Consider the following 20,348-nt stretch of genomic DNA (forward strand, 5'->3'; position numbering starts at 1 on the left):
TCCAATCACCCTACTAGAGGCTAGTATGGTAATTGAAAATTTCAGTCTTTTAACACGACATTGTCAGGCCTGTAATGAATGATCTTGAACAACTCCTCGGCCATGTAGGCGGGGCTGTGCTTGAAATCTTGTCTGATCCACTCCATGATCATGCCGAATATCGCATGAGACTGGTAACTTGCTAACAGTTCAGGGTTAATGTGATGCGGGAAGATATGATTCAGATCCTGTAAGGAGAGCTCCCGAAGAACATCACAGATCATGCGCTGGAAGTTGGAAGAAGCCTCGGATTTCACAACCAGTGTGTAGAATTGTGCGTGCTGGTGGACATGTTCAAATATAGTGATTGCCGAAGAGGGCATCAGACCAACCTCGAACACTTTCAACCCTTGATAGGGTTTGCGAAAAGAAGTTACCAGATCCTGAATCACATCATCGATGATTTCGTTGAACAGGTCTTCCTTGTACTGATAGTGTCTGTAGAAAGTTCCTCGATTCAGGTCGGCTCGCTGCACAATATCCGTAATGGATATTTCTTTAAAGGGGTGTCTTTGCATCAAATGGATGAGTGCATCCTTCAGGGCAGCCTTTGATTTCTTGATTCTTCGGTCCATCGAATTCGGAGTTTCAGACATCTATTTTCCTCCTCGCCAGTTCACTTTATTAGTTAAAATACATTCAGGCTTATTAGTGTTGTTTAACGTACAACTGGACAAGCTTTTACTGATTGAAGTGAAACGCTATGACTTATTATACTAAGGATAGGAGTTAATGAACATTTGTTTGTTAACTTATTGTAAACAAATACACAAAGGAGGATACATGGAATGAAACTTCAAGATAAAGTCGCAATTGTTACAGGTGCAGGTTCGGGTATGGGGAAAGCAATCGCTACGTTGTATGCCCAAGAAGGTGCCAAAGTCGTAGTTTCAGATATCAATGTAGAATCCGCACAGGCGGTAGTTAATGATATTAAGGCCCAGGGTGGAGAAGCAATTGTACTTCTGGCCAATGTTGCCAAAGAAGAAGATGTGCAAAATCTGATCGATACGACGGTTAGCACATTCGGTACAGTAGATATTCTGGTTAACAATGCGGGAATTATGGATGGTATGGAGCCGGCAGCAGATGTAACGGATGAGAAGTGGGAAAGATTGTTCGCTGTGAACACGACCAGTGTGATGCGGACAACGCGTAAAGTATTGCCGATCTTCCTGGAAAAACAAAAGGGCGTCATCGTGAACATCGCTTCGGCAGGTGGCCTACACGGCGGACGTGCAGGAGCAGCCTATACGGCTTCCAAACATGCGGTCGTGGGCTTCACCAAAAATACAGGATACATGTATGCTGAGCAAGGCATTCGCTGTAATGCAATCGCTCCAGGCGCTGTGGCAACCAACATCAGCGCCTCCATGGCAGGTATTAGCCATTTCGGTGCAGGGCGGCAACAGCTTGGCATGGCAATCAACCCACGCATCGGGACGAGCGAAGAGATCGCCAAAGTGGCTTTGTTCCTTGGATCTGACGAGTCCAGCTTCGTGAACGGAACTGTCGTTACAGCAGATGCTGGTTGGAGCTCTTACTAATCCATTCAAGCGCAGTCGAGCATGGAGTACAGAAATAGTGTGTAAAGTCAGGAAGCCGCATGAGTATATGCGGCTTCTTTTTTTGCACCTATGCACTGTGGATAACAGCATCATAGCCCGTGTGGACAAACGTTTGCATTGCTACACGGATGCTCGAAATGAATCAATTTGAGGGTGACATTGGCTTGGAAAAGAGTGAGGATTCACGCACGATCAGACGATGGGGAATAATGACAGGATTATGAGGCTGTGATTCCCCGCTTAGAATTTTCAACAACACCTGAACGGCTGTGTAACCAAGCTGATAGGTTCCGATATCTATAGAGCTTAGTGGGGGTGAAGCCAGTTCTGATAAAGCAATATTGTTAAAACTGACGACACTAATATCTTCAGGCACCAGATAATGAAGCTCGGCAAGAGCTCTCAATACCCCAAAGGCCACATTGTCATCAATGACAACAATTGCGGTGGGTCTGTCCGGCAAGGACATGAACAGCGACATCGCTCTAAATCCACTTTCCTGCAGGAATTCGCCTTCCACAATCCAATCACTATTCGCATCCAGCCCGGCTTGGGCAAGTGCTTTTTGGTATCCTAGCATGCGATCATGCGATAACGTAATGTCTGGTGGTCCGCTGACAAATCCGATTCGAGTATGTCCCTGAGCGATCAGATGATGAGTCGCATCATAAGCGGTCTGCACATTATCGTTATCCACCATGGGGGCATTTGGATGAGCTTCACTGCGTCCGATTAACACAAAAGGAAACTTTTCCGCTTCCAAAAATGAAATGATGGGGTCGTCTCGTTTGGACCCGAGCAGCAGAATGCCATCCACTCTTCGGCCATGCACAAGGCGGGATATCGCATGCAATTCATTGTCTGATGAGGTTTCGGTTGTTAGCAGCAATTCATAATTCATACGGGTGGCGTGTGTAATGATACCTCGCAGCAGTTCTCCGAAAAAGTAATTCTGAAACAACTCTTCTGCAGGACGCGGAAGCATAATGCCTAGGGTATGCGTCGTTTTGGAAACGAGGCTTTTCGCCATGATGTTGGGATGGTAGTTCAATTCTTTCATGATTTGCTTCACTTTGAGAGACGTCTCGGTGCTGATTCTGGGATGGTTGGAAATCACCCGTGACACTGTAGAAGGGGAAACACCCGCCAATTTGGCAATATCCTTGATTGTAATCATGTAAAAAAATCCCTTCTGAACAATCGTATAAATATTCTCCTATGGTAATCCAAAGGATACGAGAAATCAATTGCTAACTGCCGGGTAAGGAATGCACGCGAAGTAAAATTAAGGAAGAAAGAGTCTGAACAAGGAAACAGGAAATTACTGTAGGTAGAAGAGAGAAATTGGTTAAAAATGAACGAATATGGCTTGTGCAAACGTTTGTGCAAAGAAAGTGCAGTATTGTATGATGTGATTGTTATTGTAGCGCTTACATCGGTGGAATTACATACTCCTTGACTTGTTTCTCCCTACATATTGAACGGATAGGTCATCTTGTCTTCCATTTGAGCAAACGTTTGTACAACAGAGAACATGGAATGCAAAACCTGGCAACATACGCAGACAAAAGGGTGAAAAGCGCGAACTTTGTTGGACCAAGCAGAGGGAAGGGGACATTTTACATGAGAAAATGGCAAGGGGCAACATTGTCCGTTATGATGGCGTTTACGCTGGCTGCGTGCTCTACGGAAGGTGGAAGCACATCTCCAACTACTGCAGGTGAGAATCCGGAGGAAGCTGTACAGCTGACAGCCGAGAACCTGCAGCCTGAAGAAGGCGCAACCCTGGTGATCTGGGAGGACAAAAATCAAAGCAGCTTTATTGAGCAAAGAGTCAAAAAATTCGAAGAGAAGTATGGGGTAACAGTCAAAATGGAGGAGTTACCTCCAACCGATCAGGTAACCAAGCTGACAACGGATGGCCCGGCGGGTCTCGCGGCAGATGTTGTAGTTTTCCCACATGATAAGATTGGTAGCGCTTCAGAGGCGGGACTTATTCTGCCCAATGACATATTCGAAGCAGAGACCGTAGAGAACACCAGCGACAACGCACTGAAGGCAGTGACGTTCAAGGATATCCTGTACGGCTATCCGTACAGCGTGGAGACCTATGCCCTTTTTTATAACAAGGCACTCTATCCGGAAGCTCCGAAAAACTTCGATGAGATTATCAGTTTCGCCAAGACATTCAATAATGTGAAGTCCAATCAGTATGCGCTGATGTGGGAATTGCAGCAATTTTACTATAATTATGCGTTCCTGGCTTCGCAGGGCGGATATATTTTTGGGGACAACGGGATGGACAGTGCGGATCTCGGTCTGAATAACGAAGGTGCCCAGAAGGGTGGACAGTTCTTGCAGACGCTGAAGTCGGAAGTGCTGCCGCTTAAGATGGGTGACGTGAACTATGATATCAAAAAAGGATTATTCTCCAGCGGCAAGCTGGCGATGGACATTAACGGTCCGTGGACCATTGCCGATTATCGCAATGCAGGTATTGATTTTGGCGTTGCTCCGCTTCCTGCAATCGATGGCAAACCGATGACATCCTTCTCAGGCGTGAAAGCCTATTATGTGAATGCATTTACGCAATATCCGAATGCGTCGAAGCTCTTGGCAGCGTTCCTTTCCAATGAAGAGGCTCAGATGGAGAACTTTGACCTGAACGGTACACTTCCTGCGAATAAAAACGTGGCTGCTGATCCGAAGTTACAGGAGGACCCAATCAATAAGGCGTTCCTGGAACAGTTCAACAACTCGACACCGATGCCTTCGCTGCCTGCCATGGACAGCGTATGGGGACCCATCACTTCGGCCATTACGGATATCTGGGATACCGATAAGGACGTGAAGGCATCACTGGATAACGCCGTAAAACAGATCCAGGAAAGCCTTGCAACCGTCCAATAAGGACGAACGACCAGGTTAGCAATAGGCGGGGAGGAGAGAGCGAATGCAACAGCAGCATGTCCCGGTGCCTGTTGGACCGAACAGGGAAAGACAGCATCGGATGACAGCGGCTATATGTTCCATCATACTGCAAGGTCTCGGACAGCTCTACAATCGACAATGGATTAAGGGGATTTGTCTACTGTTACTGGAGGGGGCAGGGCTTGCGTACCTGCTTCCTCGTCTGTCACAGGCCGTATGGGGCATATGGACACTGGGGGAAAATACACAGCGTTTTGTCAAAGTGAATGGATCCACGGTACTTCAAAAGGGAGACCATTCCATCTTTTTGCTGCTCGATGGCATTATCGTACTACTGGTGTTTTTTGTGTTTATCCTGATCTACATCCTGAATATTCGGGATGCGTATGTCACGGGGCTCGCGAGGGAGGAAGGCAAGCAGACCCTGAGTGCAGCAGCATCGCTTCGGAACATGATGGACAAAAACTTTCCGTATCTGTTCCTGTCCATCCCGGCACTGGGTATTCTTTTCTTCACCGTTATGCCCATCCTGTTTACGATCACGATTGCATTTACCAACTATTCGGCCCCGGATCATATTCCGCCAGCCAAACTCGTGGACTGGGTAGGCTTCAAGACGTTCAGTGATCTGATCCAGCTGAAATCCTGGAGCCAGACATTCTACGGCGTGCTAACCTGGACGGTCATCTGGGCCATCCTGGCGACAGTCACCACCTATTTTGGTGGCGTGCTTGTAGCACTGTTGATTGAACAGCGGGGCATACGCTTCAAGAAGCTGTGGCGGACGATTTTTATTCTGCCTTATGCCATCCCGCAGATTATCTCCCTGCTGCTTATGCGTAATCTGTTCAATGGCCAGTTTGGTCCAATCAATACGTACATGAGAGCGTTTGGGCTGGAGGGGTTGCCCTGGCTGACAGATCCGTTCTGGGCCAAGGTTACCGTCATTGTTGTCAACATGTGGATCGGTATTCCGGTCAGTATGGTACTGATTCTGGGTGTATTGACAGCCATCCCTCGTGATCTCTACGAGGCTGCTGAAGTGGACGGAGCATCTGGGTTTCAGAAGTTCCGGATCATTACAATGCCGTTCATTCTTTTTGCCACAACACCGGTACTCATCATGCAGTTCGCCGGAAACTTCAACAACTTCAATGTCATCTTCCTGCTGACCAACGGGAATCCACTGCGTGGAGACTACCAGTACGCGGGGGCGACGGACCTGCTGGTCACCTGGCTCTATAAGCTCACGCTCGACAATAACAAGTTCAACATGGCTTCAGCGGTAGGTATTATTATCTTCCTCATCATCGCTTCATTCTCCATCTGGAACTTCCGCCGCTCCAAATCATTCAAGGAGGAGGACATGATTCAATGAAGACACGTAATAATCCGCTGCGTTTGGCCCTGAGTTATGTGCTGTTGCTGATCATCGCCGTTGTCTCCATCTACCCGGTACTCTGGATCTTTCTCTCTTCCCTGAGACCCGGCGCGGCATTGTTCAGTGAACGGTTATGGCCCGAAGCATTCACGCTGACCCATTACGGGGAGCTGTTTAATAACCCGTCCTTTATGTACGGCAGATGGTATATGAATACGCTGAAAATTGCCTTTTTCACGATGATCTTCTCCACGTTGATGGTGACACTCGGGATGTATGCTTTGTCCCGCTTCCGGTTCCGTGGACGTAAAACCATTCTCTCCACCATGCTGATCCTCGGCATGTTCCCGAGTTTCATGAGCATGATTGCAATCTATATCATTTTGCTGCAAATTAAATTGCTCGATACCCACGCTGCGCTCATTTTGGTTTATTCTTCAGGGGCGGTACTGGGCGGATTTATCGTCAAAGGTTTCTTTGACACCATCCCGCGCAGCCTGGACGAAGCGGCGCGCATAGATGGTGCGAGTCACCTGCGGGTATTCACCAGCATCATCCTGCCCTTATCCAAGCCAATGCTGACTTATGTGGCACTGACCAGCTTCACGGGTGCGTGGATGGACTTTATCTTCGCCCGGCTGGTGCTGCGGACAAAGGAGAACTGGACGCTTGCAGTAGGCATGTGGGATCTGGTCAACCGTTATCAGGACAGTAACTTTACGATGTTCGCTGCGGGTGCAGTTCTGATCGCCATTCCAATTACACTGCTGTTCGTTTTCCTGCAGCGATTCCTTGTTCAAGGGCTGACGGCAGGAGCTTCCAAAGGGTAATACCGTGCCATAACAGCATAGTCAGCCGCGATACCTGCGGCACGCCAACCAGGCACTTCCGTAATGTCATGTCTTTGTCGACTGACAGAGCTGCGGAAGTGCCTGGTTCTGCATGGGCTTGAATAATGACTAGGGAGGAACGTGATGTATGGGCATGAACCCGTCCAGTGAGCCCGAGATTATGGGATACCAAGATGGACAAGCTGTATTGAATACTACAAAAGTTCCACGAACACTATGGCATAATGTCACCTTCCGCAGGATATTGTACAGCTACGGCATCTCGGTCTTTGGGGATTGCTTCAATGGGATTGCGATCAGCCTGTGGGTGTTACAGACCACAGGGAGTGCGAAGAGCATGGCGGCCGTACAGATCTGCAATATGGCCGTCAGCTTTCTGTTTGGATCGGTGGCGGGTACGGTTGCAGACCGATTGGATCGCAGGAAGCTGATGCTGGCCTCGGATGTATTTCGGGGCGTAATGGCTGTGCTGATTGCAGTTAGCTTATTTGGTTGGCATGCGCCGTTCCCGGTAGTGCTGTTGTTGCTCTCGCTTTCCATGTTTTCAAGTCTTTTTCAGGCACCTGCATTCCACGCCTCTGTAGCAAGTATGGTAGGCAGGGAGCATATTCAACAAGCAACCGGAACCATTCATATGGTGGATAATCTTGCTCGAATCAGCGGACTAGCCGCGGCAGGAGTTGCTGTTGCTGCATTTGGCGGATTCGTCGCCATATTAATTACAGGGGCAACTTTCCTGTTGTCCGCAGTCTGTGTAGTGATGGCGGGCCGCTTTCCAGAGGTACAGCGATCCGTTAGTCAGCAGACCACGTTTGCTCAGGAGTGGCGTAGTTCGTTTGGCTACATCTATCGGAATCGTCTGATTCGATCCATTGTATTGCTTAATCCGGTGCTGATCTTATTTTTCATGTCGGCGATGATGTTGGTTCAAGTGATGGCGGTCAAGGTATGGGCGGCTAATCCGGTACAGTTTGGATTGATTGAGACCTGTATTCCGCTCGGATATATGATTGGTTCTGCGCTGCTGATTGCTTCGGGGAAACGATTGAAGCGAAGAGGGAGATGGGTATTTATCGGTCTGATTGTGTTGGGGCCGATATATATTTTTTTATCGAACATGTCCTCGTCAATCATGGCACTGCCGTTAATCGTGGGTGGAGGTGCGATGTTCGCCTGCTGTACGATGCTCACCCAGATTATGCTGAGGACAGCCGTTCCGGACGAGCTGCAAGGAAGAGTCTATGGCGTGGTTGGAACAATCACCAGTACAGCGCCCATTCTGGGATTGACGGTGGTCTCCGTATTGGCAGATCAGTGGGGGGCAGCTTCTGTGCTACAAGGTGTGGGCATATTGCTGTTGGCAACAGGGATTCTGGCAGCCACAACATTGAAGTCCATCCGAACCTATCATTAGAAATGTGAGGAACTTATATAACATAATCCAATAGCAAAACCCGGAGCATACGCTGCGTTAGCGTAACTCCGGGTTACCTTGTGGACTGAATATTCTATTGCCAGTTTACATTTACAGTTGCTGTACCGCTGGTTGGTGTGGTGAACGTGTGGTTGGAACCACCTTCCCACGTAATGGTTGCACCATTTTTCTTGAAGAATTTGAACTCCAGTTGTTTCCCGGCAGGCACGCTCACATCATAGTACCAAGTTGGGTAGGCGTGGATAACCTGATTGAAAGCAGGGCCAATAGCTGTTGCACCCGTACTCCAGTTGCCGAGTTCTGCCACATTACCTGTCAGATAGATGTTCTGACCCAGTGTGGTGGAAGCATTGTTAATGACGAATCGTACGGTGACCTGATCACCCGTAAGGATAGTGAAGTTGTTATACGTATTGCTGTTGACACCATTCGCAGCTACTTTCACAGCATAATTGCCTGCGGCAACGGTTGGGATCGTAACTTTGATCTGCGTATCTTCCCAGGATGTAATGGCTGCACCGGTAACGGCTGTTGTACCGAAGTATACCGTTCCTTTGGTGGAACCGAATCCACGTCCGCTAATGGTAACGACATTACCCGGTTTGCCCATGACAGGACCCACATGTCCGATGGTTGGTGTCGTTTCGCTCGTGGTATACTGCCAGACCGCGGTTGCTCCGGCAGCCAGCGTGAATGAAGAGACGTTGCCATTGGTGGAAGTGATGTTATTACCGTTCAGTGCACCGCCCAGTACATCGGTGTAGTTGCCTGTTGGAAGTGAGGTGCTCAGATTTGTGATACTTGTTGAATTGGAGAGATTGCGATTCACTGCAACCACGGCTACACTTTTACCAAATTTGCGTTCATAGACGTACACATCATTGCTGATCCAGCGTTGCTGGGTAGATCCATACGCAATAGCCGGATTGGATTTGCGCAGAGGGGCCAGCTTGCTGATCACGTTGAAGGCAGTCGTTGTTTTGGAGAAAGAAGGCATTTTGGCCCGATTATCAGGGTCCCCGTTACCTGTCAGATACTGCTCGGTACCATAATAGATGGCAGGTACGCCGCGTGAAGTCAGCGTGAAGGCCAGCGCTTGTTCCAGACGACGGTTGTTCACGGCACTTGTTTTGAACCGATCCATATCGTGGTTGTCAATGAACGTGACTTGGTCATTCACCTGATTGTAATCCGCCGCTGTGCCCGTAATCATCGAATCGAGGGCATACATGTTGGAAGTGTTATCCCGGAAGACATCGCGCACAGCAGAGTTAAAGCGGAAATCGAGCAAGCTCATACCTGATTCGTTGGCAAATTCCGTGTTATCTGCATCTGATGCAGCTGATCCCAGGAACCATTCACCAAAAGTGAATACTGGCTGGTGTGCATAGATGGAGGACATCCAGCTCTTTTGCCAGCCGAGAGGCATATGTTTCACCGCATCAACGCGAATGCCATCCACGCCCATATCGAGCCATAGCTTGATCGCATCTTTGAAATATTGGTCAATGGTGCTGTTATTGTGATTTAGATCAGCCAGATCATAGAGGTTTTTGTAGATACCATTCTCCAGGGAGGAAAAATCGGAGCCGCCGTTGTGATGGAAATATCCATTCGTATCATTCGTGTATCCGCCAACAAGATTACCGTTATCGTACAACTTGCCATTCTCAGCAAAGGACGTATCGGTTTCCATGGCAGGAGACGTATGGTTCGGTGCAAAGTCAATGACGATCTTGATACCCTTGGCATGAGCGGTTGTAATCAGATTTTGAAAGTCAGCCATCGTTCCGAAATACGGATTGGTCTTCTTGAAATCACGTGCCCAGTAGCCATGATACGCTGTGTTGATTACGCCGCCGTAGTTGATCGTGGCGAAGATATTTTCAACGGGTTGGGAGATCCACAGTGCCGTAACGCCCAGATCGCTGAAATAGTTATCGTTGATTTTGTTGATCAAACCCTGCCAGTCACCGCCACAATACAGCTTCAGGTTGCTACAAGTGGCATCGTAGGCAGCTCCGGTAGGATTGTTGGAAGGGTTGCCGTCCAGGAAGCGGTCCGTAAAGATCTGATAGATGACATCTGTACTAAAGTTCTGCTTGTTGGTAACTGCGGTATCCGCATCGGCATAGATCGAAGAAGCAGGCAGAAAAGGAAGTGCACCGCCGGCAAGCAAACTGAGTGTCAGGGTCGTGCTGAGGAGTACGCGTTTAGCCATTTGAAACATGGTAATCCACCCTTCGTGAATGTAGTAGTTTAGATAAACAACTAACCTGGCTCTTGAATAATAGCGCTTTCAATACAACGGAGTGAGTGATACGCAGTGGATTGAAGTCTTCCCTCCTTTTGACACGCCAACAACCCCGGCATCTCCATCGGGAGTTACCGGGGTTGTCCTAAACCGCTCTGGTTTAAAAGCATGGCCCTCGAGTTATGATCACAACGCTATCGTAAGAAATATTGGATCTTATGTCAATAACTTTTTTGAGAGCATTTATTTTCTATTTTTATGTTTACAAAAGCATGTCCGGGGATTTAAACTATTCGCAGATTCACAATATAAGGGCTATGTATTCCATGGACATTCACGTGTTCTGGGACAACCCCGTCTCTTCTGAGGCGGGGCTATTTGTCTATGATGCAGTCGAATCGGGAGAAGAAAGGCGGTTGATGATCAGTTGAGTACCCATTCTGTCATCGAATGTTTGGAAGGCATTCAGGCGTCGCGGCTTGGCAATATCCGCAACATTTATGTGTATCTCCCGCCCGGTTACCATGAGCAGACAGACCGGGAGTATCCTGTGCTGTACGTTCATGCAGGGCAACGGGTTTTTGGTCCATCTGGGCCAGGCAATGAAACGTGGAATATGGATCAGGCAGCGGACGGTCTTATGGCCTCCGGGCAGATCGAATCACTGATTATTGTCGGTATTACACATGTCCGTCCAGTCACACACAACGAATTCTACCACTTCATCGCTCCTGAGAGAGAGGCCGTGAGTGTGGGTTGCTCAGGCATTGCCTATGAGCATTTCATCATTTATGAACTCAAGCCGATCATTGATCATCGGTACCGGACGCTGCCGGACAAGTCGAATACCGGGCTGTTGGGTTCATCTGCCGCGGCACTTTGTACATTGCACATGGGGATGCGAAATCCGGATGTTTTCGGGAAACTGATCATGATGTCGCCATTCTATGTGGATGTGCAGCTGGACGAAACGTTGGAAAGCGGACTGTTGGAAGAAAACATGTATCGCTTGCCAGAGGAGATGCCCGACCTTCGAATCTGGATGGATATTGGGGATACAGAAGGGCTGTTTCTGCCTTCCCAGGTCAGAAAGGTAGCTCATCAATTACTTGAAAGAGGGGTCAGGTCTGGTGAGGAATTGGCGTATCTGGAACAGCCAGATGCCTGTCATCAGGAGGGTGACTGGGGAGCACGCGTTCACCTGCCGTTATTGTACATGTTCGGTCAAGTGGGTAAGCCGTCTTCGGTCGAAATGCTTGGTAGGGATGTCATCGGGCTACAGGGCGGAATGGTCGTGAGCATCAATGCACGAATGCACTACGATAGCGGATTGGTTCAGAGTCTGTTGCACGGGAATTATACATCGAGTGCTCCGGATGTACTTCAGGTTCGTGCGAGTGGAGAGCTGGTTCCTGTCGGTATTGGAAGTGCATCCATCACTCTGACGGTGGGAGAACTGTCTACTACACGCATCTATACGGTCATTCCTGAATTGTCTACGCACGTAGAGGTCTGCATTCGTGCAGAAGTAGCCTCAGAGGAAGATGCGGAGGATACGATATATGGTGGCATGGGCATGAAGCTTGTTCGTTCCGGTCAAGGTCGATATGAAGGTAGTTACCGAGTCCCGCGTGATAGCGGCTTCTCCTTCCGGTTTACACATGGTTTCCGTCGTTTCGAGACCGATTTGGATGGCAAGCCTATTGCCAATCGGGTATTTCGAGCGACAGATGATATGTCTGTGCATTACCAAATCCAGTCCTGGGGCAGCACATCTGCCAAAGCGGGAACAGGAGGCCCAAAATGATCATTCCTTCATTCGCTCCAGTGCTGGACATTCCCTATTATTATCCCTGCAATTTCCCTCTGATTCATGAAGTGCTCCATCGACAAGGATCCATCACAAGTCTTGCACTGCTGGCGGCAAGTCGGTTGTACAGCCTTCCTTCGTGCGGGGATAACGGACTGGTGAAGCCTTATTTTCACAAGCTGGATTATGCAGAACCAATCTGGGAGATGTATGGTCAGCGGGAGCTGGGCAGCTTCGAGGAGGGGAAGACGCAGATCCGGCAGCATATCAGCGAAGGTGGGCTTTTTTTGGCTACAGGAACCAGTTATCATCTGCCTTATTGTGAGGATTATCAGAATCCCGAGTACATTCGCAAACACGTGAAGCAAGGCTCCCGTCTGCATCTGGTAGACCATTGGATTGCCGTATATGGTATGGAAGATGAGCACGTTCACGTCTACGATCCCGTGCCCTCCAAGTATATGGGGAAGGTTGCTCAAGTAGACTTTCATGACTTCTGGAAAGGCAACCAAAGAATACCCGAGCTTGCTCAGGCCAAGCGCAAAGAAGAACTCCGAACGTTTGGCACCATGGACATTCGGGCGACTGTGAAACTGGACTTAGCGGGTTATCGCGAGGTGTTGACCCAGGCACTGACAACACAGATTGAAGAATTTCTGACAGGCAGGACGATTACACAAGGAGAGCGCAATTACTATTTTGGACATGCGGTATCGCTGCAACTGTTACATGCACTGCATGAGGCGAATGAAGGGGAGCAGGCCAATGAAATGTTAATATCCGGTCTGCTGTTTGATATGCGATGGAGTCGATATTTTCTTCGAGATCTTCTTCAGGAGTCTGCCTTATGGCTTGGTTCTCCACTTGATCAATATGCAAGAGAATTTAGCGAAATTATCGTCCGGTGGGAGAAGGCATATAATAGGCTTCAGGTCAGTCGGATGAAGCAGCGTGAGCACTGGAAAGTACAGCTGACAGGTGTAATTAAAATGTTGGTCACGGATGAATGGCACTGGTATGAGTCGCTTCGACAGTCCATACCTCAAGCAGACTGCTTCCCACGTCAGACCGTTCCGATGATTGGACATGAACACAGGGAGGCGTTGCTCCGTATTGTGCTGGATAGTTGCCGAGAGTTAAACGCGTATCATAATACATCGATTCCGCTTGGTGAGGGTGGCAATGCTCCACTGTACGGACGAAGTGGACAACTGGATTCGCTGGAACTCGTGTCATTGCTGGCTGTGGTGGAACAGGGAATCGAAGATCGATGGGGTACGGGAATGGGAGCCGCTTTGTCGGAGATGGCTGCTGCTTCTTTACCGGAAAGCCCCTATCAGACCGTAGGTTCCCTTGTCGAATTTCTCGCACAGCAATGGTCGCCTGTCCGTGAGGAGGATGCAAAGTGGTGAACCAATTCTTGCTTGAGCGATTCGCGGAGCAGGGACAGCGTCCTGCACTGATCTGGAAGGATCAGGAGTACAGCTATCGGTGGCTGCTGGAACAGGTTGGTATCATGAGTGAGTGGATTGCAGCAGAAGGGCTGGCTGGGCAACTCGTCACGCTGGAGGAAGACTATTCCCCCTATGCAGCGGCAGCATTGATTGCTTTGCTCGGACAAGGTTGTATCGTGCTTCCGATGGATCGGTACCTGGTTGAAGTCAAACGACAGGAATATATCCAGCTGGCACAGGTGAAGTGGCGTTTGGGCATTGTGGAAGCCAAGTTGTGCATTCGGCAAACGTGTGAATTATCTGGTGAGGTTCCTGTGTTGTTATCCTCGCTGGCACAGGAGGGTGTAGGGGGCCTGGTACTCTTTTCATCAGGATCAACTGGAGTAAGCAAGGCGACCGTTCATCGTGCAGATCGGCTGTTACATGGTTTTCGGCGGCAGGTTCGGCCCTTGCGAACGATTCCTTTCATGATGTTTGATCATATTGGCGGTGTGAATACATTGCTGCAATCCCTGTCCAGTGGGGGCTGTTTGTGTATCATTGCGGATCGATCTCCCGAAGAAGTGTGCCGAACGATTGAGAAGTTTCGTGTGCAGGCGCTGCCTGTCTCCCCGACATTCATGAATCTGTTGCTGTTGGGCAGAAATGATGAGGGGTATGATCTGTCCAGTCTCGAGGTTGTGTCATATGGATCGGAAGTGATGCCTGAATCTGTTTTGACAGCCTGGAACCGGAGATTTCCACAACTAAGGACGATACAAGCCTATGGCATGTCTGAACTTGGCATTCTGCCAACCCGCTCCAAAGAGCCTGGCTCATTGCTATTCTCCATTCAAGATGAAGGAGTCAAGTACCGGGTGGTGGAAGGAGAATTGCAGATCCATACGGAAACAGCGATGATTGGATATCTAAATGCACCATCCCCCTTTACAGCGGATGGGTGGCTGCGAACAGGCGATGAAGCTGTGCTGGAGCAGGGGTACATTCGTATTCTGGGACGTCGTTCCGAGATCATTAATGTAGGCGGACGGAAAGTGTATCCTGCCGAAGTTGAAGGTGTTCTGGAACAGATGGAATGTATTGAAGCAGCGGTCGTTTCGGGAGAACAGAGCGGTATCACTGGTCAGAGGGTGAAGGTGACCGTACGACTGGCTACAGAGTGTACCCTTACCGATCTGCGGCGGTCTATCTGGGCATATTGTCGGGACAAGCTGCCTTCATACAAAATTCCGCAGAAAATCGTGATTACGCAAGAGGTGCTCGTAAGTTCGAGAATGAAGAAAATACGAAAACCGATGATTCCGGTGCCTTTCGCTTCGGCTGGGGAAGAGGTCGCGGCCACCACTGAACATCTGGCAGGAGAGTAGAGAACAACATCAATACTTTTTAGACTCCAAAGAGGCTGTCCCTGGTCGACAATATGACCTGGGGGACAGCCTCTTTGGAGTTATATTCCCTTGTTAGCCGTATTCATATCAGGCTTTCGCAGGTTGTTTGACCTCCATTTGCAGTAAGGAGAAGCCGTATGCTTCCAGATCGAGTGTCAGTTTATTTTGCCGAGCTTGCACGGTGTTTGATGTGAACAGATTTCGCCAGACGTTACGATCTCCCAAGGGGAGTTCAAGGGTACACGGTTCATCACCCGCATTAAGCACAAGAAGCATACGTTCACCTGAATTCGAATCCAATCGTTCGATGGCAAGACAAGGATCTCCGGCTTTCGCATATATGATCTTCAATTCTGTGCTGCGTAGGGCAGGGTGTTCTTTACGTAGGGCAATCGTACGGGTGAAGAATTCCAGAAGATCGCGGTTCTGCTTGGCCTCATCCCACTCCATACACTTGCGGCAACCCGGATCATATCCCCCATCAAGCCCTACTTCGTCTCCATAGTAGATACAGGGCACGCCTGGATACGTAAGCAGCAACGTAACGGCAAGTTTCATCTTGCGCTCATCTCCATCACACAAGGACAGCAGTCTGGGTGTATCGTGACTTCCGAGCAGATTGAAGGCGGCTTCCGTTACAGGCTGTGAATAGGCTGCGAGCAGTTTGCCAATCTCGTTCGCGAAGCCAAGTCCATCGAGCTTGCCATGCACCGTATAGTCCAATACCGAATTGGTAAATGGATAATTCATCACGGCATCGAACTGGTCTCCCTGAAGCCACATGAGCGAATCATGCCAGATCTCACCAAGCAGGTAGGCGTCGGGCTTGATGGCTTTTACCGTCTGACGGAATTCGCGCCAGAATTGATGATCCACCTCGTTGGCCACATCGAGCCTCCATCCGTCAATGTCCATCTCCTCAATCCAGAAACGTCCTACCTCCAGCAGATATGCCTTCACTTCAGGGTGTTCCGTATTTAGCTTCGGCATAAGCGGCTCAAAGGCAAAGGTGTCATAAGTCGGTATACCATCCTCCACACGTGGCGGCCAATCTTTGATATAGAACCAGTCTGCGTAGGGGGAAGAGGCTCCATTCTTCATGACATCGACAAAAGGAGGGAACTCTCTGCCGGAATGATTGAATACTGCATCCAGAACAACGCGTATACCGCGCTGATGACAGGCCTCCACAAAGGCCTTGAACTGTTCATTGGTTCCAAAGTGGGGATCAACCTTCATGTAATCGCCTGTATTGTATTTGTGATTCGTAGTGGCCTCGAACAAAGGACAGAAGTAGATAGCATTGATGCCAAGCTGACTTATATGATCCAGATGATCAAGCACACCTTGGAGGTCTCCGCCAAAGAAGTTCACCGGGGTAGGTTCTCCTCCCCAGGGTTCAGCATTTTTGGGACTGATGGATGGATCGCCATTGGCATAACGTTCCGGGAAAATCTGATAAAACACAGCATCCTTAACCCAGGCAGGCGGTTCAAAAATGTCGACCGGATTCATAAAAGGGAAATCAAAGAATTCGAGTGGATGATCAGGCAGCGCCTGCTCGAATCCGCGCTCCGTCATCCAGACCGATTCCTCTCCCTGAATCAATTGGAAGCCATACCGTAATCTGCGATAGGGAGGTGAAGTCTCGGCTTCCCAATAATCGAACATTTCATCCTTGGCAAAGATGTGCATGGGGATGTGCGTGATCGTCCGATCCCAGGCATATTTGTCCCCGGTAATAGCGATCACCGCATCCAGATCACCGCGTTTAGAACGAAGTCGCAAATGCATGGTCGAGCGGTCATAAGCATAGGACCAATTGAGTTTGGGGCGATGGTAAATGGCTTCAAGAATCATGTGAATCACTCCTCGTCAGATGATGAAATTCAGATCAATGCGGCCATTAAACGCAAAAAAGGCACAACCTCTATTGTCCACGAGGTTGTACCTTTCGGCAGCATAGCCTTTTGATTATAGTGTTATTATACGAACTAACTCAGCAAAAGAAAACACTTTTCTTCCTTAAATTTCAAATAATTTTATTCGAAACGCAGGATCTTTCCGCTTCATTTAAAATTCATATCCAAGTTTATTGGCGTAGGCAGACAGTTCTTTGTGAAACTTCTCGATATTTTTCTTGCCGGAATCAATTTTGGCATTGGCTTGTTTGAGGACAGCACTGTTTACCGTTGTTTTGGAGACCGCTTTTTTAGCGAGTTGGAATCCTTCAAGCTGTGTATAGCTACCTTTGATCAAGTTGGCATGAATTTTTTGCAACTCTGCATTTTGCGGTTTAATCAGCTTTAGCTTAGATACATATTTAGTGTAGTTAGGAATCGCTGTGTTGGTCAATTTGAGGAAAACAGACTTGCGATTGGAGGATGTAATGTAAAATCCACCTCCCAAAGCATTGAAAGCTTTCTCCTCATATACCGCTGCGGTATCCAGTTGATCCAGGTAGTTCAGGAAATCTTCTTCGTCGGCTGTAAGTTCCGGTTCTTCTTCTGACGTGTCAACTTCATAGTATTCGTCTTCCGAATATGTAGTGGTTGAGTTATCCGCAGCAGCGGCATAGGACCCTGCAGGTGCGAACACCCCGCCGAGCAAAACAAAACTCATAATGATGGATAGTACCCAAGATTTCTTCACTTGCTAATTTCCCCTATCTATAGATGTGATATTATTCCAATGGATAATCTAACATAGTACGACAAGAAATTACAGGTATCATTTTACAGTTATATGGATTTTTCATATCGTTTCATGCTGTTGCATATTGGTGAAGCGTCGTAGAGAGCTGGAGTGAAAGGGTTTATTGTAAGTAGGTATAAAGAGATATGGTTATGTTTAAACGTGTACGTTTGTTCGGAAAATTTGAATGAAGTTGGTTCTTTCAGAATATTTTCAGAAAGGATATATATGCAAAATTATACTGTACTTTAGGTTTATTTATTAATACTTTAAACCTATTTCCGTTTGTAACGGTATGCCCGATAAATAGCTTTGGAGTTGATTTATACATATTGGAGGAATAGTTCATGAGTAGAAACAAACGTTTTACCAAAATGATGGTCCTGGCGTTAAGCATAAGTCTTGTGCTCTCGCTTGGGCTGATTCATCCCGCTCAGGCGAGTGAATGGTCCCAGGATACTTTTGAGAATGGAAATACGCAGTGGACGTCTACAGGTGGTAGCTGGTCTGTCGTTCAAGATCAGGGGAACGCAGTATATTACCAATCGGGCAAGAGCGAGGCTAGAAGTTCGACAGGGGACCCGGAATGGCGTGATTACGCAGTTGCAGCGGATGTGAAAGTGGTTGATTTTAATGGATCGACTCGAACTTACGTAGCGGGCAGGTATACGGATGCCAACAACTACTATGCAGCTTCGTTGTATAACAGTGGTGGCGGAAAACTTGAAATTCGCAAAAAAGTTAATGGCTCAACCACAACACTTGCCACGAAATTGGATTATAAACTGGCAGTGGATACATGGTATAACGTCAAACTTGAAATGAGCGGCCCCTCCATTAACATGTACGTGAATGGTGTGTTGGAGCTGTCTGCTACAGATACCGATATCACTAAGGGGAGTGCAGGGCTGGTAACGTTGAAGTCCATTGTCATGTACGATAATGTAACCATTTCGAATATCGGAGATCCAGCAACAGGAACGCCGACCGATCCAACACTGGAGACTCCACCAACAGATCCTTCAACCGAAGTGCCACCGACCGATTCTACACCAGAGCCAGTAGTTCCGGATCAAACATCGGAAATGGCTGAATACCATTTGACTGGTTTTGCCGCAGCGAATACGACCGGTGGAGGTATCATCGAGGATACCGATTCACGTTATATGCAGGTATATACCGCCAGTGATCTGGCTGTGGCTTTGAAGAAAGGTTCCAAAATCAAAGTGATTGAGATCATGAATGATCTGGATCTGGGCTGGAACGAAATTCCGGCTTCAGTCAAGACGGCTCCTTTTAGCGCCCATAATAACGCCCTGACACATCCTGTACTGATGAAGACGGGTGTCAGCAGAGTGAGCATTGATAACTTTGATGGTCTGACGATTTTCTCGGCTAACGGTGCGACGATCAAACATGCCGCGTTTACGTTTAAGCGGAGCAACAATATCATTATTCGTAACCTTGCATTTGATGAACTATGGGAGTGGGACGAAGCTACCAAGGGTAATTATGACAAGAACGATTGGGATTACATCACCATTGAGAATAGCAGCAACGTCTGGATTGACCATGCGACTTTCCACAAAGCCTATGATGGCCTTGTCGATGTGAAAAAAGGTAGCCGTGGCGTCACGATTTCGTGGTCTTCTTTTGTAGGAGATGATCAAGGTCCGAACAGCTGGGTGACCCAGCAGGTGAATGCCCTCGAAGCGAATATGTCAGCTCATCCAATGTACGCTTACCTGAGAAGCAGTGCTGTTGGTATGAGTAAGGAACAGATTATTGCCATCGCATCCAGCCAGAAGAAAGGACATCTGATTGGTGCGACAGAGTTCGCCAGTGATAATGCTGACCTGGAAGTTACCCTGCATCACAATTATTATAAAGATATTCAGGATCGCATGCCGCGTGTACGTGGAGGTAATGTACATGTGTACAATATTGTTATGGATAATGCCGATACTTGGGAGATCAAAAAGAAGATAACATCCAGTATGTCCAAAGCGATCTCAGCTAAAGGATATCATTTTGGAATCACCAGTAATGGAGCAATATCTACAGAGGATGGCGCTGTATTGTTGGAAAAATCCGTCATTATTGGCGTACAGGACCCGCTGAGAAACAATCAGGTGAGTGTGTCCAAGAGTAATTACACGGGAAAAATCAAGGCAATCGATACGATATATGTATGGAATGGAGCAAGTTACAGAGGCGGAAGTGAGGATGCCAAAAGCCCACTTGTACCAGGCCCAGCAGCTGAGAAATCATTCGCTTGGAACGGATTTGCATCCTTGCCCTATAGCTACGATGCGGTTGACCCGGCTGACTTGCAGACGACACTGAATGCGAACGGTGGTGCCGGCGCGGGGCAGCTTGTATGGACACCAGTTCAGTGGCTGACAACCAGCTATAACTAAACGAATCGTTCATCTGTTTTTCTATTAGTGATTATGATTAATTATGCAAAAATGAAAACGCCTTGCCGTAGAGGAATTTACGGTGAGGCGTTTTTTCTTTAGTCAAAAGAGAGTCACAAAATA

14 protein-coding genes are annotated in these 20,348 nt (G+C 48.1%); 9 read left to right on the forward strand and 5 right to left on the reverse strand.

Features of this window, described 5'->3' with window-relative positions; all coding sequences use genetic code 11:
• Window positions 1-41 precede the first annotated feature (41 nt).
• On the reverse strand, window positions 42-635 hold the full coding sequence (locus AC1S8V_RS04900) for a TetR/AcrR family transcriptional regulator (RefSeq protein WP_482072664.1): 594 nt from the start codon (window positions 633-635) through the stop codon (window positions 42-44).
• A gap of 192 nt (window positions 636-827) precedes the next feature.
• Here AC1S8V_RS04900 and AC1S8V_RS04905 point away from each other — a divergent pair, with 192 nt between their 5' ends.
• Complete coding sequence (locus AC1S8V_RS04905; RefSeq protein ID WP_482072665.1) at window positions 828-1,586, forward strand: SDR family oxidoreductase; 759 nt, start codon at window positions 828-830, stop codon at window positions 1,584-1,586.
• 163 nt (window positions 1,587-1,749) lie between these two features.
• Here the strand turns inward: AC1S8V_RS04905 and AC1S8V_RS04910 are convergent, their stop codons facing one another.
• Window positions 1,750-2,784, reverse strand: a complete 1,035-nt coding sequence (locus tag AC1S8V_RS04910) for a LacI family DNA-binding transcriptional regulator (RefSeq protein ID WP_482072666.1) — start codon at window positions 2,782-2,784, stop codon at window positions 1,750-1,752.
• Window positions 2,785-3,230: 446 nt separating this feature from the next.
• Between AC1S8V_RS04910 and AC1S8V_RS04915 the strand changes: the two genes are divergently transcribed.
• From AC1S8V_RS04915 to AC1S8V_RS04930, 4 genes are all read left to right on the forward strand, one after another.
• Window positions 3,231-4,517, forward strand: a complete 1,287-nt coding sequence (locus AC1S8V_RS04915) for a sugar ABC transporter substrate-binding protein (protein ID WP_482072667.1) — start codon at window positions 3,231-3,233, stop codon at window positions 4,515-4,517.
• 43 nt (window positions 4,518-4,560) lie between these two features.
• A complete protein-coding gene (locus AC1S8V_RS04920) occupies window positions 4,561-5,916 on the forward strand; it encodes a sugar ABC transporter permease (protein WP_482072668.1) in 1,356 nt (451 codons plus the stop codon).
• On the forward strand, window positions 5,913-6,749 hold the full coding sequence (locus tag AC1S8V_RS04925) for a sugar ABC transporter permease (RefSeq protein ID WP_482072669.1): 837 nt from the start codon (window positions 5,913-5,915) through the stop codon (window positions 6,747-6,749). The genes AC1S8V_RS04920 and AC1S8V_RS04925 overlap by 4 nt, the downstream gene beginning before the upstream one ends.
• Window positions 6,750-6,897: 148 nt before the next feature.
• A complete protein-coding gene (locus AC1S8V_RS04930; RefSeq protein ID WP_482072670.1) occupies window positions 6,898-8,184 on the forward strand; it encodes an MFS transporter in 1,287 nt (428 codons plus the stop codon).
• Window positions 8,185-8,278: 94 nt separating this feature from the next.
• Here the strand turns inward: AC1S8V_RS04930 and AC1S8V_RS04935 are convergent, their stop codons facing one another.
• Complete coding sequence (locus tag AC1S8V_RS04935; RefSeq protein WP_482074393.1) at window positions 8,279-10,426, reverse strand: alpha-amylase family glycosyl hydrolase; 2,148 nt, start codon at window positions 10,424-10,426, stop codon at window positions 8,279-8,281.
• A gap of 460 nt (window positions 10,427-10,886) precedes the next feature.
• Here AC1S8V_RS04935 and AC1S8V_RS04940 point away from each other — a divergent pair, with 460 nt between their 5' ends.
• Genes AC1S8V_RS04940 through AC1S8V_RS04950 form a run of 3 tightly spaced genes read left to right on the forward strand, consistent with a single transcriptional unit; the run spans window position 10,887 to window position 15,090 of the window.
• A complete protein-coding gene (locus tag AC1S8V_RS04940) occupies window positions 10,887-12,266 on the forward strand; it encodes an alpha/beta hydrolase (protein WP_482072671.1) in 1,380 nt (459 codons plus the stop codon).
• Window positions 12,263-13,681, forward strand: coding sequence for a cysteine peptidase family C39 domain-containing protein (locus AC1S8V_RS04945; protein WP_482072672.1), 1,419 nt, complete (start codon window positions 12,263-12,265; stop codon window positions 13,679-13,681). The genes AC1S8V_RS04940 and AC1S8V_RS04945 overlap by 4 nt, the downstream gene beginning before the upstream one ends.
• Complete coding sequence (locus AC1S8V_RS04950) at window positions 13,675-15,090, forward strand: ANL family adenylate-forming protein (protein ID WP_482072673.1); 1,416 nt, start codon at window positions 13,675-13,677, stop codon at window positions 15,088-15,090. Before AC1S8V_RS04945 ends, AC1S8V_RS04950 begins: the two co-directional genes overlap by 7 nt.
• Window positions 15,091-15,198: 108 nt before the next feature.
• On the opposite strand, the gene AC1S8V_RS04955 is transcribed toward AC1S8V_RS04950, so the two are convergent.
• Together AC1S8V_RS04955 and AC1S8V_RS04960 are read right to left on the reverse strand one after the other, a co-directional pair.
• Window positions 15,199-16,971, reverse strand: coding sequence for an alpha-glycosidase (locus AC1S8V_RS04955; protein ID WP_482074394.1), 1,773 nt, complete (start codon window positions 16,969-16,971; stop codon window positions 15,199-15,201).
• A 213-nt stretch (window positions 16,972-17,184) separates the two neighbouring features.
• Window positions 17,185-17,763: a hypothetical protein gene (locus tag AC1S8V_RS04960; RefSeq protein WP_482072674.1), complete on the reverse strand. Its 579-nt coding sequence runs from the start codon at window positions 17,761-17,763 to the stop codon at window positions 17,185-17,187.
• Window positions 17,764-18,152: 389 nt separating this feature from the next.
• Here AC1S8V_RS04960 and AC1S8V_RS04965 point away from each other — a divergent pair, with 389 nt between their 5' ends.
• Entirely contained in the window at window positions 18,153-20,225 is a 2,073-nt protein-coding gene (locus AC1S8V_RS04965; protein WP_482072675.1) for a pectate lyase family protein, read from the forward strand.
• Window positions 20,226-20,348 lie beyond the last annotated feature (123 nt).

This window comes from Paenibacillus sp. B46(2026) (assembly GCF_056786355.1).

What these genes read in the sequence shown, in the direction of transcription:
- AC1S8V_RS04900 (WP_482072664.1), bottom strand. Translation starts at nt 635, where the DNA reads ATGTCTGAAACTCCGAATTCGATGGACCGAAGAATCAAGAAATCAAAG.
- AC1S8V_RS04905 (WP_482072665.1), top strand. Translation starts at nt 828, where the DNA reads ATGAAACTTCAAGATAAAGTCGCAATTGTTACAGGTGCAGGTTCGGGT.
- AC1S8V_RS04910 (WP_482072666.1), bottom strand. Translation starts at nt 2,784, where the DNA reads ATGATTACAATCAAGGATATTGCCAAATTGGCGGGTGTTTCCCCTTCT.
- AC1S8V_RS04915 (WP_482072667.1), top strand. Translation starts at nt 3,231, where the DNA reads ATGAGAAAATGGCAAGGGGCAACATTGTCCGTTATGATGGCGTTTACG.
- AC1S8V_RS04920 (WP_482072668.1), top strand. Translation starts at nt 4,561, where the DNA reads ATGCAACAGCAGCATGTCCCGGTGCCTGTTGGACCGAACAGGGAAAGA.
- AC1S8V_RS04925 (WP_482072669.1), top strand. Translation starts at nt 5,913, where the DNA reads ATGAAGACACGTAATAATCCGCTGCGTTTGGCCCTGAGTTATGTGCTG.
- AC1S8V_RS04930 (WP_482072670.1), top strand. Translation starts at nt 6,898, where the DNA reads ATGGGCATGAACCCGTCCAGTGAGCCCGAGATTATGGGATACCAAGAT.
- AC1S8V_RS04935 (WP_482074393.1), bottom strand. Translation starts at nt 10,426, where the DNA reads ATGGCTAAACGCGTACTCCTCAGCACGACCCTGACACTCAGTTTGCTT.
- AC1S8V_RS04945 (WP_482072672.1), top strand. Translation starts at nt 12,263, where the DNA reads ATGATCATTCCTTCATTCGCTCCAGTGCTGGACATTCCCTATTATTAT.
- AC1S8V_RS04955 (WP_482074394.1), bottom strand. Translation starts at nt 16,971, where the DNA reads ATGATTCTTGAAGCCATTTACCATCGCCCCAAACTCAATTGGTCCTAT.
- AC1S8V_RS04965 (WP_482072675.1), top strand. Translation starts at nt 18,153, where the DNA reads ATGAGTAGAAACAAACGTTTTACCAAAATGATGGTCCTGGCGTTAAGC.